This window comes from Streptomyces sp. NPDC056527 (genome assembly GCF_042794475.1).
Taxonomy (GTDB): domain Bacteria; phylum Actinomycetota; class Actinomycetes; order Streptomycetales; family Streptomycetaceae; genus Streptomyces.
This window is the reverse complement of the sequence record NZ_JBHTTQ010000081.1, coordinates 21,350-34,032: the sequence shown is the minus strand read 5'-3', so window position 1 is coordinate 34,032 and position 12,683 is coordinate 21,350. Positions and strand designations below refer to the sequence as shown.

10 protein-coding genes are annotated in these 12,683 nt (G+C 70.6%); 6 read left to right on the top strand and 4 right to left on the bottom strand.

Annotated elements, in window-relative coordinates:
* Positions 1 to 466 precede the first annotated feature (466 nt).
* Positions 467 to 1,477, bottom strand: coding sequence for a quinone oxidoreductase family protein (locus ACFQ7Q_RS28805; protein ID WP_383560083.1), 1,011 nt, complete (start codon positions 1,475 to 1,477; stop codon positions 467 to 469).
* 123 nt (positions 1,478 to 1,600) lie between these two features.
* Entirely contained in the window at positions 1,601 to 1,993 is a 393-nt protein-coding gene (locus tag ACFQ7Q_RS28800) for a winged helix-turn-helix transcriptional regulator (protein WP_376442300.1), read from the bottom strand.
* Positions 1,994 to 2,091: 98 nt separating this feature from the next.
* Here ACFQ7Q_RS28800 and ACFQ7Q_RS28795 point away from each other — a divergent pair, with 98 nt between their 5' ends.
* The 3 genes from ACFQ7Q_RS28795 (at position 2,092) to ACFQ7Q_RS28785 (ending at position 7,479) form a co-directional block, all read left to right on the top strand.
* A complete protein-coding gene (locus ACFQ7Q_RS28795; protein ID WP_383560082.1) occupies positions 2,092 to 2,499 on the top strand; it encodes a RidA family protein in 408 nt (135 codons plus the stop codon).
* 410 nt (positions 2,500 to 2,909) lie between these two features.
* Positions 2,910 to 4,778 carry a CAP domain-containing protein gene (locus ACFQ7Q_RS28790; protein ID WP_383560081.1) on the top strand — a complete coding sequence of 623 codons (1,869 nt, stop codon included), beginning with the start codon at positions 2,910 to 2,912 and terminating at the stop codon, positions 4,776 to 4,778.
* Positions 4,779 to 5,073: 295 nt separating this feature from the next.
* A complete protein-coding gene (locus ACFQ7Q_RS28785; RefSeq protein ID WP_383560080.1) occupies positions 5,074 to 7,479 on the top strand; it encodes a bifunctional serine/threonine-protein kinase/ABC transporter substrate-binding protein in 2,406 nt (801 codons plus the stop codon).
* A gap of 350 nt (positions 7,480 to 7,829) precedes the next feature.
* On the opposite strand, the gene ACFQ7Q_RS28780 is transcribed toward ACFQ7Q_RS28785, so the two are convergent.
* Entirely contained in the window at positions 7,830 to 8,201 is a 372-nt protein-coding gene (locus ACFQ7Q_RS28780) for a hypothetical protein (protein WP_383560078.1), read from the bottom strand.
* Positions 8,202 to 8,489: 288 nt separating this feature from the next.
* Here ACFQ7Q_RS28780 and ACFQ7Q_RS28775 point away from each other — a divergent pair, with 288 nt between their 5' ends.
* The 3 genes from ACFQ7Q_RS28775 (at position 8,490) to ACFQ7Q_RS28765 (ending at position 10,410) form a co-directional block, all read left to right on the top strand.
* On the top strand, positions 8,490 to 8,663 hold the full coding sequence (locus ACFQ7Q_RS28775) for a hypothetical protein (protein WP_383560077.1): 174 nt from the start codon (positions 8,490 to 8,492) through the stop codon (positions 8,661 to 8,663).
* 276 nt (positions 8,664 to 8,939) lie between these two features.
* The gene (locus tag ACFQ7Q_RS28770) at positions 8,940 to 9,674 is read left to right on the top strand and encodes a FadR/GntR family transcriptional regulator (RefSeq protein ID WP_383560076.1); all 735 of its coding nucleotides are present in this window, start codon (positions 8,940 to 8,942) and stop codon (positions 9,672 to 9,674) included.
* Between the two features lie 175 nt (positions 9,675 to 9,849).
* Entirely contained in the window at positions 9,850 to 10,410 is a 561-nt protein-coding gene (locus tag ACFQ7Q_RS28765) for a sterol desaturase family protein (RefSeq protein ID WP_383560075.1), read from the top strand.
* Between the two features lie 796 nt (positions 10,411 to 11,206).
* Here ACFQ7Q_RS28765 and ACFQ7Q_RS28760 read toward each other — a convergent pair.
* On the bottom strand, positions 11,207 to 12,604 hold the full coding sequence (locus ACFQ7Q_RS28760; protein WP_383560073.1) for a TerD family protein: 1,398 nt from the start codon (positions 12,602 to 12,604) through the stop codon (positions 11,207 to 11,209).
* Positions 12,605 to 12,683: the final 79 nt, after the last annotated feature.

Below are 12,683 nucleotides of genomic sequence, written 5' to 3'. Positions count from 1 at the left end.
ACGACGTCTGACCGAGGGCAAGACACGCCGCGAGATCATCCGCTGCCTCAAACGCTACGTCGCACGAGAGATCTACCGACTTCTCGTCCCAGCGAGCACTCCGGCTGACCAGACAGGACCCGCCAGCGTCGCCGCTTGACATCCATAGGGGCATCAAGACTCCCGACGGCTACCTCGCCAGTCTCCACCTGCACGCCTCGATGATCTGGACCAAAGACCTCACCAGGACCACCCGATGATCACGACTCGATACGCGCCCTAGCTGTTCTGTCCCGGGAGGTTGTGGACGGGTGAGCCAGGTCTCGGCTGAGGGATCTTGAAGGGGTGTGACCCGGATACGCCAGGAACCCGCCAGAACTTGATCTTGGCCTGCTGAGTGCCTGACGCTGTCGGGGATCTTGGCGATGACGGTCGGCCATGCCCTCGACATCTCAGTCTCCAAGATCCCCGACCTCGTCACCCGCGATCAGCTCTGCGTCTCCTCGCGGCGTCCAATAGCGGCCGCATCGGGTACGACGAGCAGCTTGCCGGTGGTACGCCGAGCCTCCAGATCGCTGTGGGCCTGGGCGGCCTCGGACAATGCGTAGCGGCCCGTCACGGTGACCTCAAGCGCCTTGGAGCGCACCCACTCGAACACATCGGCGGCCCGTCGGAGCAGTTCGGACCGATCGGCGATGAAGTCCCCGAGGCTGGGCCGGATCAGGGTCAGCGAACCGCCGTGGGCGAGCCGCATCGGATCAAACGGCGGCACGGCGCCACTTGCCGCGCCGAAGAGCACGAGATGGCCGCGGGTTCGCAGGCTGGCGAGGCTCGCATCGAAGGTGTGCGCGCCGACGCCGTCGAAGACAACCGGCAGTCCCTGACGGCCGTTGAGCCGCCTCACCTCGGCTGCGAGATCGTCGACTGCGGAGGAAAGGATCACCTCAGCGGCCCCGGCACGCTTCGCCAGCTCGGCCTTCGCCGTGGTCGACGTCGTGCCGATCACCCTGCCGCCGAGATGGGTGATGAGCTGGGTCAAAAGCAGCCCCATGCCACCAGCAGCCGCATGCACGAGCACCGTGTCGCCCCCCTGAACCGGGTAGGCGTCCTTGACGAGATAGTGCGCGGTCATGCCTTGGAGGAGCACGGCGGCGGCTGTCTCGAAGCCGATGTCGTCGGGCAGCGGCACCAGCCGGGAGGAGTCCACGACGGCCCGCTCGGCATACGTGCCGGGTATCTCCACCCAACCGACCCGGTCCCCGACTGCGACGTCAGCGACGCCGGGTCCGACTTCGACGACCGTGCCGGCGCCCTCAGTGCCCGGGGTGAAGGGCAGCGGGAGGCTGTACCGGCCTTCGCGGTGGTAGACGTCGAGGAAGTTGACCCCGGATGCGGCGACCTCCACGACCGCCTCGCCCGGACCCGGCCGCGGCTGGTCCACCTCGGCCTCCTGCAGCACCTCGGGACCGCCCACTTCGTACACCTGAATCGCTCGCATGACCCTCCAATTAACGGCTCATGCACCACCAACCCCGTTGATGGCGATCCGATTCCCGGCAAGCAGACCGGCCCGCCGCCCACGCCGCCTCCTCCCGCGTCGGCGCGACGTGGGTGAGGCCCGTCAGGGGCTGTCGAAGCGGTGGCGGGCGGTCTCGATGTCGGTGAGGTAGCGGTGGGTCCAGTCGCACATGCCGTCGACGGTCGCGCGCAGCTCACGGCCTGGCTCCGTGAGGGTGTACTCGACGCGTGGCGGCACTGTGGGATGCACGGTCCGGTCGACCAGGCCGTTGCGCTCCAGCAGGCGCAGGTTCTGCGTGAGCATCTTGTGGCTGATGCCCTCGACCTCGCCCCTCAACTCGGTGAACCGCAGGGTCCTGTCACCCAGCGCTTCGATGATCAGAAGGGCCCATTTGTTGGCGATATCGGAGAAGATCTCGCGCGCCAGTGAGTCTGCCCGCGTCACGTCGGCCTCGTCCTTGGCCGGGCCCGAGCCCTTGAGCTGCTTGGTCACCACGAGGTTCCCCAGTCACCGAAAAGTGCGTTCTTCCAGGTAGGCCGCCACTCTCCTACGGTTTCCGAGTAACCACAAGAGAGCACGAGGAGGCAGGAAGCATGGCCATCACCCTGGTGAACCCCGATGGATTGCCCACCGTCGACGCCTACCGTCAGGTCGCGGTCGCATCCGGCTCGAGGATGGTCTTCATCGCCGGGCAGGTTGCGGTGAACGCCGAAGGGGGCACGGTCGGCGACGGCGACCTCGCCGCTCAGGTGGAGCAGTGCTACCTCAACATTTCCGCTGCCCTGGCCGCCGTCGGGGGGACCTTTCGCGACGTGGCGAAGCTGACCGTCTACGTCGTCGACTGGACACCCGGCAAGATGCCACTGCTCATGGACGGGGTCTCCCGGGCGGCAGGGAAGCTGGGGGTGGAGCCGGTGCCGCCGGCCACGCTGATCGGTGTGGCAGCGCTGGACGTTCCCGAGCACCTGGTCGAGATCGAGGCCGTCGCAGTCCTCGACTGACTTGCCCGCACCAAGCCACGACCCATGGCCGCGGCGCGCTGTTCAGGCGGGTGGTAGCCGCCGACTGTCAAGCATGGCGTTCGCCTCAACTGTCGGAGAGGAGCGGATCCTTGGCCCGACATTCCATGAAGACCGGCAGGTACGTGCGCGCGCGTACCTGAGCTCGAAGACGCGGTCGTCCCTCGGCCGATCCCCTTCCCACCGCCTCCGAGGCATCGCAGAGTCAGGGGCGCGATCGGACAGGTGTCCACAGCCCGTCGGGCCGTCGACCGCCGCAGGACTCCATGGTGCGGCGTCGGGCACGACGCCACGTGACCCACGTCATACGGGGCGCGGACAGGATTCTGTTATCCGGTGCCCATGCCGACGTCTCCCCTGTGTCGGCATCGTCAACAGGCAGGACAGGCAGCGTGAATCAGGGCATAAGCAGGGAGCAGGCCCAGGGTCGGGAGCTGGTCAGGGCGGCGATGAACGGCGACCCGTGGGCACGGGACCCGATGATCGCCACCCACGTGCCCCTGGTCTACAACGTCGTGGGCCGTGCGCTGAACGGACACCACGACGTCGACGGCCTCGTGCAGGAGACGATGCTGCGGGCCCTCGACGGACTGGGCGGCCTACGGGACCCGGACGAGTTCCGGCCGTGGCTGGTGGCCATCGCCGTGGACGGTGTCCGTACACACATCCAGCGGTCCCGGCTCCTCGTCGATGCCGATGACCTCCCCCTGCCCGGGCCGGACTTCGCGGACCTGACCGTCGGGCGCCTCCACCTGTCGGGGCAGGAGCGCGAGGCCGCCGAGGCGGCGCGCTGGATCGAGCCGGACGACGGCGTTCTCCTGGCGTTGTGGTGGCTGGAGTGCGTGGGCGAGTTGAGCCGGTACGAGATCGCGGCGGCCCTGCAGTGGCCCGTCGAGCACACGGCGGGAGGCGTGGAGAGCCTGCGGGCGCGGCTCGACGCGGCCAGGGTCGTCGTCGGTGCGGTGTCGGCGAACCCGCTCTGCCCGGCCCTCGGATACGAGGCGGGGACCTGGGACGGCCGCCCCTGCGCCGCGTGGCGCGAGCACCTCGCCCGGCACGCCGGCGGCTGCGCCCAGTGCTCCGCCCGTTGGCGAGGCCTGGTGCCCCTGGAAGCGCTGCTGGCCGGGCTGCCCCTGGTCCCTCCGCCGACGCCGCTGCTCGCCGGGGTCCGCGAGTCCGCCGCATGGGCGCTCGCGGCGACCGCGGCCGCCCCGCAGGCGGCGACCCGGACACCGGATGCGTACGAGACGCCGGAGCCGCACGGCGAACCGTGGCAGTACGCCACGGAGGGCCGAGCCGACTGGAGCGATCAGAACCACGACACCGACCGGTACAACCACATCGCCTCGGTCGACCTGACGCGCCCCCCGGGCATGCCGGAGGAGGCGCCCTCGGTGCTCGGCTCCCCCGGTGCAGCCGCCCAGGCGGCTGTGCCCGGTGCGCGCGGAGCACGGAACGCCCGCCGTCGCCGCCGCCAGGAGCGGGAGCGCAACCGGCGCAGGGTCGTCGTCACCGCGGGCATGGCGGTCGTGGCGCTCACCGGCGGGTCCTTCTACCTGAGTGGCGGCCGCGGGGCAGACGGCGATGCCCTCGAAGTGAACCGCGCGGCGGCGCCGGCCCCGGACCTTCCGTCCGCGCAGGAGGCCACCGGCCTCACCTCGACCCCCTCGACGGTGTCGCCCTCCGCTTCCGCCTCTGCCTCGACATCGCCCAGCGCCAAGGCCACGACCACGCCGCCGACCCGCACCGCGGCGCCCGATGCGGCGAAGACGACCACGCCCCGCACCTCGGCGCCCAAGCCCAAGCGCACGAAGGCCGGCACCGATTCCGGCAGCGGCTCGGGTTCGGGTGCGAGCAGGCAGGGCGACTCCGGCTCGGGCTCGGCCGTCGACCAGGTCGTCAGCCTGGTCAACGCGGAGCGCGCCAAGGCCGGGTGCGGCCCGCTCACGGCGAACTCGACCCTGAACAGGGCGGCCCAGGGCCACTCCGACGACATGGCCGCGCGCGACTACTTCGACCACACCAACCCTGACGGCGACGGACCTGGCGAGCGCGTCACGGCGGCCGGGTACCCCTGGTCGACGTACGGCGAGAACATCGCCATGGGCCAGCGCACCCCGGCCCAGGTGATGGAGTCCTGGATGAACAGCCCCGGCCACCGCGCGAACATCCTCAACTGCGACTTCAAGGAGATCGGGATCGGCATCCACGACGAGGGCGGCCCCTACTGGACGCAGGTGTTCGGCGCCCGACGAGGGTGACACCGTCCCCGGGACGGCCGCCGGGCGCCACGGACGTGCGATCCGCCGCCGTGGACCCGGCGGCCCCGGTCGAACCGGCAGACGTACAGGGACCGATCCGCATCCGCGTGTCCACTGACGCAGGCATTCCCTGCGGCGCCGAGGCCCGTGGCGGGGTGCAAGGTCAGGCTGTGCGAGCTGCCGCGGCTCCCCCGTCGCACCCCACGGCCGGACCCGTCGTCTCCTCGTCACCGTGGGGCGTGATCACGCCTTCTTTCCGCCACCCGAGTGGCTCAGCAGGACCTAGAGTGTGCGCGTGACCGAGCAGAATCCCGAACTTGTCGCCGGCCGGTACCAGCTGGTGGAACGCATCGGCCAGGGCGGTATGGGCCGGGTCTGGCGCGGCCTGGACCAGCAGCTCTTCGGACGCGAGGTCGCCGTCAAGGAAATCGTCTTCCCCCCGGGCCTGGAGGACGACGACCGCGCCGCGCTGCTCAGGCGGTTCGCGGGCGAGGCCCGCGCAGCGGTCACTCTCAGCCACCCCGGGGTCATCACCGTCCACGACGTGGTGGAGCACCACGGCGCCCCCGTCATCATCATGGAGCTCATCCGCGGCCGGTCCCTGGCGGCTGTCATCGGTGAACGCGGGCGACTGCCCGTACGTCGGGTGGCCGAGATCGGCGTCGCCATGCTCGACGCGCTGGCCGAGGCGCACGGGGCGGGGATCGTCCACCGCGACATCAAGCCGGACAACGTGCTGCTGACCAAGGACCGTGTCGTCCTCACCGACTTCGGCATCGCGTACCTCGCGGACGCCACGACCAGGCTGAGCCACAGCGGGATCGTCATCGGCACGCCGCAGTACATGCCGCCGGAGCAGCTCGAAGGCAAGCGCCCGACCCCGGCCAACGACCTGTGGGCGCTCGGTGCCACCCTCTACCACGCCGTCGAGGGGCACCCGCCGTTCGACGCGGTCGGGCTCCACGCCCTTGCCGTGGCCGTCTTCACCAGCCCGCACCGACCACCGGTCCACGCCGGTCCACTGACCCCCGCGCTGGACGCGCTCCTGACGAAGGACCCGTCGCAGCGCGTGGGTGCGGCGGAAGCGGCCGAGATGCTCGCGTCCGTACTGCGGGCCTCGCCGCGCCGGGCCGACGAGTCTGCCGGGCCGGGCGCGCCGTCCGACCGCGACGCCGAACCCGACCCCGTACCCACGCCCGACCCCCGGTCGGCCCCCGCGCCGGCTCCGGACGCGGCGGCGGAGCAGGCCTCCGCCCCGACAATGCCGCAGCAGGCTCCCACGCCCCCGACCCCCACCGTCCTGGACCGAGGGTCCGCGGCCGGTACCCCGGACGGCCCCGTGCATGACCGGCCGGCCGCCACACCCGTACCCACACCTCCTGGCGGGGACCCGGTCACGCTCGATGCGACGGTCGATTCGCGGCACGGTGATGGGACCGCCGCCCGGCGGCGTGGTCTCACCCGGCGCTCCGCGATCCTGGGCACGGCGTTGGCCGTGCTCACCGCGGGCTCCGTCCTGACCTGGACCCTGAACCGCGACGACGAAGCAGGCCGTCGCGGGGCAGCCGGCGGCGCGGGGAACTCCACTGTCACGGTGGTGATCGGGGTGGACGCGCCACTGAGCGGTGGACTGTCCTCGATGGGCGCCGGTATGAAGAACTCCGCCGACCTGGCGGCCAGGACCGCCAACGAGTCGCGGCACGTCCCCGGCGTGACGTTCGAGATCAAGGCCCTGGACGACGGCGCCGACCCGGTCAAGGGCGCGCCCAACGCGGCCGAGTTCGTGTCCGACGAGAAGGTGCTGGGGGTCGTCGGCCCTCTCAACTCGGGTGTCGCCCGAACCCTGGTACCGCCGCTCGCGGAGGCGGGCATGGTCAACGTGTCCCCGGGCAACACCGATCCCACCCTGACCCTGGGCACCGACTGGGCCGACGGTCCCAGGTCCCGCCCTCACTCCACCTACTTCCGCACGCTCGCCACGGACGTCGACCAAGGGCCCTTCGCCGCCAGGTACCTGCATGCGGCGAAGAAGACCAAGCTCTACGTGATCGACGACGCGAGCGCCCACGGCACCGCTCTCACCACCGGTCTCACGGCCGAGTTCACCAGGCTTGGCGGGAGCGTCGTCGGCACCGAGCAGGTCGATCCCGATGAGCGTGCATTCGACGGCCTTGCCGTGAGGGTGCGGTCCTCGGGCGCCGACGCCGTCTACTTCGGTGGCTACTACGACACCGCGGCGCCGCTCTCCCGACAGCTCAAGCAGGCGGGGGTGAACGTCCCCGTGATGGGTGGCGACGGCATCTTCGACCAGCAGTACCTCACGGCGAACCCCGAGGCCGAGGGCGACCTCGCCACCAACATCGGGGTGCCCGCCGAGGAGTCGGAGGCAGGGCAGGACTTCCTCGCCCGCTACCAGAAGGCGAACTACCCGGAGCCGGCCGGCTGGTACGGCCCCTATGCCTACGACGCGACCTGGACCCTCATCGAGGCGGTGAAGGCGGTCGTCACCGCCAACGGCGGCACCCTCCCCGACGACGCCCGCGCGAAGCTGCCGCAGGCCGTCGCCGGATCGACCTTCGAAGGGGTCACCGGCCCCGTCGCGTTCAACACGTTCGGCGACACGGTCAACCCCCGGCTGACGGTGTTCACGGTGAACGCAGGCAGCTGGAGGACGGTGACTGGCAACCGGGCCACCCCCTGACACGCGCGGGGGGCATCCGGTTCTGCCGACCGGCGTGACACGCGGGCGGCTGTGGCATCGAGCTGCCGAAGGCACCCGTCACGCCGAGAGCCGAGCACGAGGAGGGTCTTGGGATGATGTGCGGGCAGCCCCATCCCGCGTCGCACCAGCCCGGAACCACGGAATCGGCAAGGAGCCCGGGGACTCGACCGAGTGCGACTGTCAGCGCATCAACTGCGCGTTCGCACCCGAGAGGTTCAAGCACGACCCGGACCGCATGTTCCGAGAGGGCCCCGTACTGCCTTCCATCCGGCGAGGAGAGCGCCGGCGACCAGCCGTCACATTGCTGCTGGGAGGCGGCCCTTCGGCGCTCACTGCCCGGTGCGGGCCGCCTTCCTGGCCCAGAGGATGAGGGGCACCTGGAGGGGGAGGCGCGCGTAGGCGAGGGACTTGGCCGCGGTGGGGCGGTTGCGCCAGTCGTATGCCATCTTCACGTTGGCCGGGAAGACGGCCACGAAGAAGAGCGCCGTCGCCCGGGCGCTGGCCTGGCGCGTCGCCGGATTCGCGAGCCCCGCGGCCAGCACCAGTTCGGCGGCGCCGCTCGCCTGCGTCCAGGCCCGGGGGCTGCCGGGCAGCGCCTTCGGCACGGTGGCGTCGAACCGCCGGGGTGCGACGAAGTGCGCGATGCCCGCGGCGGCCAGCAGGCCGGCGAGCAGGAGAGCGGGACGGGCGGACCGAGGCATCGGGCTCCTCCTGGCAGGGGGCGGGTTACCGCGGAGTAAGTATGCGCAACGCCGGGCAGTATGGCCAACGGCACCGTGCAGGAGTGCAAGGCGGGACCTGGCGGGAAGGCCCGGTGGCTGGTCGACCGAAGGGGGTCCTGGACATCCTCGCGGGGCGATCCTTGGCGGCACCAGGGCGGGCCGGGCACCGCTAGTCGTCCGCCTCGCCACCTCCGACCGTAACCTGTGCCGCAGCCTGCATCGGTGATATGGGGGCAGACGGACAGCACCCTTGGAGAGGAGCTGTTCATGCTTGGCATAGTGGCTGCGGTGCTGTTCTTCATCGCCTGGCTGATCAACGCGGCGGACATCGGCACCAACGACGCGTTCTCTTCCGCGAACGTGACGCTGCTCGGTTTGACCGCCCTCGCCCTTCATGTGGCGGGGATCGGTGCCGGTCGGGGCCTCAAGCGCCACCGCTGACACCGTTCTGTGTCCGCCGGGACCGCGGTGTGGTGCGAGGAGCGATACGGGCTCCCCAGCACGCCGCGCACCCCGGCGGGGCATGCCCGCCCATCGCCGTCGACGAACCCGAGATAGCGACCGTCGGGGAGCCCCGAACAAGAGGAGACAGGCCCTGAGCCCCCGGATCCACTCGCGGCTCCTGGTGGACCGGACGGGATGTTCCTGAGTCATGGATTCCAACTCGACTGGTCTTACCACTAGACCATCAGTCCTCTGTGCTCGTAGGGTCCCCGCATGCCTCCTCTGCAACCGGTCAACCGACGCTCGGTTCCTGACGAAGTGTTCGACCAGCTCTTCGGGGAACTCGTGAGTGGCAGCATCGCCCCCGGCGAAAGCCTCCCCAGCGAGCGACGCCTCGCGGAAGTCCTCGGCGTCTCACGTCCCGCGGTACGGGAAGCGCTGCAACGACTCGCACACGCCGGCCTGGTGGAAGTCCGCCAGGGTGACACCACCACCGTTCGGGACATCCGCAGAGCGGGTGGCCTCGATCTGCTCCCTCGCCTCCTGTTCGCCGGAGGCGACATCGACCTGGGAGTCGCCCGCAGCATCCTGGAGGCACGGCTCCACGTCGGCCCGAAGATCGCGGAACTCGCGGCACGGCGCAGGGGCCCGGCTCTCGCCGCTCCGCTGCGGACCGCCGTCCGAGCGCTCGACGACGACACCGATCCCGTGAACAGGCAGCGCCATGCCCTGACTTTCTGGGAGCACGTCACGGATGCGGCCGAGTCGGTGACCTTCCGCCTGATGTTCAACAGCCTCCGAGCGGCCTACGAGCCCGCCCTGGAGGCTCTGGCGCACGTCATGGCCGCGGAGGTGGACCGGACCGACGCCTACACCGCTCTGATCGACGCGATCGTCCGAGGCGACGCGACTGCGGCGCGCACCCGCGCAGAGGATCTGCTGCGCCCGGCGACCGAGGCCCTGATCGACGTCATCGATCAACTCGAGGAGAGTCATGAACCTGCGTAGAACCCTCATACGGAAGCGGGCACTCGCTGACGGGACCTCAGGCGAGGCCGCCCGTGCCCGCGTTCGGGCTGACGAGGCCGGGCAGTCGTCGCCCCGCCGGACCGAGGTCACGCTGGGAAGCGTCTTCCGGGCCTTCTGGCACTACCCCTCACCGTGGATGATCAGTGGTGTCTTGGTGACAGTGCTTGCCTGCAGGGTCGCCATGTGGGACTGGCGCATCGACGACGCGTACGCCCCGGCCATCCTGATCCTGCTGTTTCCGCTCCTCGAGTGGCTGATCCACGTCTTCGTGCTGCACTGGCGTCCGAGGAAGGTCGCCGGAGTCGTCCTGGACACCCTTCTGGCGAGGAAGCACCGCGAACACCACGTCGACCCGCGCCAAGTCCCCCTGGTCTTCATCCCCTGGAAGGCCCTCGTCTGGGTCATCGTGGGCTACAACGCGGCGGCCCTCATCGCCTTCCCGCGACTGGGCCAGGCCCTGACGTTCATGGTGACTGTGGCGGTGGCAGGGCTCGTCTACGAGTGGACGCACTACCTGATCCACAGTGACTACCGGCCGCGGAGCAGGGCCTACAAGGCGGTCTGGCGCAACCATCGGCTGCACCACTACAAGAACGAGCACTACTGGTTCACGGTCACGACGACCGCCAGCGCCGATCGCCTGCTCGGGACCTATCCGGACCCGGCCACGGTGCAGACCTCACCGACCGCCAAGAACCTGCACGGCGTGGCGTGACGCACCTGCCGCATCAGCCGTGGGTTCGGGACGAGGGTGGAGCCGGCTGACGTCGGTCAGACCCCGGCGATCCGGAACTCGAAGAAGAGTGCAACGAGGACGGACGGCGCACCTGGCGGCGGGGCGAGCGGTGGCCACGGCGGGGAGGCCGCCCCGGCCGCCATCCCAGTACGGCTTCGTCGGGGCAATGCGTACGCAGGTCACGCTGGACCGGGATCCGCAGGTGTCGGCTCTCGAATGCAGTCCTGATCCTGACTTCCGCAGGTCCCCGAAACACGATCGTTCTCCATCCCGACGACGCGCCTGACCTGTCGCCCGACCTTGAGGGAGACCACACAGGCTGCTGCGGCCCGGCATGGAGAGAGCGGCCTGAACCGGCTGTGCCCGTGCGGGGCTGCGGTAGGAACAGAGATCAGCGAGTGTTACACCGCGTGCCACATTCTCCGTCGATGTGATGCGGTGCGTGACGGCAGGCGCCGACGGCCAGGTCGCGGCCGGAGGCCATGGCCCCTCCCGGCCGCGAGCGCCTGGGCCTCCATGCGGAGTTAGAGACCTGGGTCTGTGAAACCCGTGGTGGCCAGGGGGCGCTGCTGCTACCCGTGCAAGGGGTCACTCGCCGAGCTGGCATTCGGGCGCCAGGACGCGCTGGCCGCAGGGTGCGGTCACTGGGCGTCCGGCTTGCATCGGGGGCAGCCGCAGGGCGGGATGGCCGCCGATCTGGCCTGAACCCGCACGGAGGCGGAAAGGGGGCAGCGTCCGGGCGCTGCCCCCGTAGGGCCCGTCCGACCAGCGCCGCTCAGCGCCTCGCTCGGCGTAGCCAGCCCAGTGCCCCGCGGGGCTCGGGCAGCTTCGCCAGGCTGTCGGCGTCCTGGCCGCCGCTGTGGGGCTGCACGTCCTTCAGACGCGCGTCCCAGTGGCCGTCCGCCACCGACAGATAGACGAGGAGCGGGCCCTCGGGCAGCGGCAAGGTCTCTCTGCGTGCGCCGATCTCGTTGACGGCGGCTCTTCCGGGACTGGGAAGCGTGGCGGGGTCCGTGTGCCCTGCCAGTCGGTAGAGGTGGACGATGAAATTGCTGCTGCCCTTGAAGTGGAAGGTGACGTCGGCCGTCCCTCGGGTGTGGAGAAGGACATCGGGTCCCCAGCTCTCCAGTCGGTCCTCCGTCAGACGCCGGGCCTCCGCCAGTGGCAGGATCCGCACCTGCCAGGAGTCGCTCACCTCCAGCCGCAGGCGCAGACGCCCGTGCTCGGGGACGGAGGCGATCACCCGGCCCCGGAAGTCCTTCTCCGTGGTGTTGACGAGTGGACGCCCCTTGGCGTTGGAATCATCGAGGCGCCACAGCCCCGTGTAGCCGCCGCCCTTCACGGCCAGTTCGACCATGACAGGGCCGGGCGGGAGATCCTTCACGGTGATGACGTCGTTGTCCCGGCCGGTGACGGTGCGGGGCTCGAAGACGGGCCCGCACGTCCAGGCCGACGGGTCGGGCCGTGGCACAGGCGGGGCCGGCGGCTGGGTCTGGGCCGGCGCTTGGGCCCGGGCCTGGGTTTGGGCCTGGGCCAGGGCCCGGATCTGGTCCGGGGTCATGTCCAGGAGCTGGTCCCGGGTGAGGCGCAGGTCCTGAGCCTGGGCCTCGGCCGGGGCAGCGGGCGGGGAAGCGGGCGGGGAAGGCGTCGGGATCCGCTCCAGGGCCTCCTGCGGCTCCTCGCCCACGTCCACCCCGTGGTCCACCGCAAGGCCCGTCAGCCCGTCCACGTACCCCTGGCCGACCGCGCGGAACTTCCAGCCGCCGGACCGGCGGTACAGCTCCGCGAGGACCATCGCCGTCTCGCCGCCGGCGTCGGTCACCTCGTATCCCACGACCGTCGCGCCGTCGGGCCCGAAGACCTCCACGGACAGCCCTCGCACGTCCCGCAGCGCGCCCTCCTCCGTCGACGCGACGACGAGGACGCGGGTGATCTCCTCCTCGACCGAGGTGAGTCCTGTCTCCAGCCACACCGTGCCGTCCTCGCCGGCGGACATCCGTACCGCGCCCGACGGGTGCGCCCGAGCGCCGTCGAACACGATGTCGGCGTCCCCCCGGACCCTGCCCTGTTCCGTCACGAGCAGCGCCGCGACGTCGACGCCGTTCCGGACGGCGACACGCAGTGCCGCCGTCGGGACGAAGGCGTTGTCTCCCTTGATCAATCCCCTGAGCATGAGGGGATCTTGTGCACGATGGGGGGACATGCGCAAGACCCCGGGTGCGGACGCTGCCGGAAGAGCGTGTGGAGCCGTT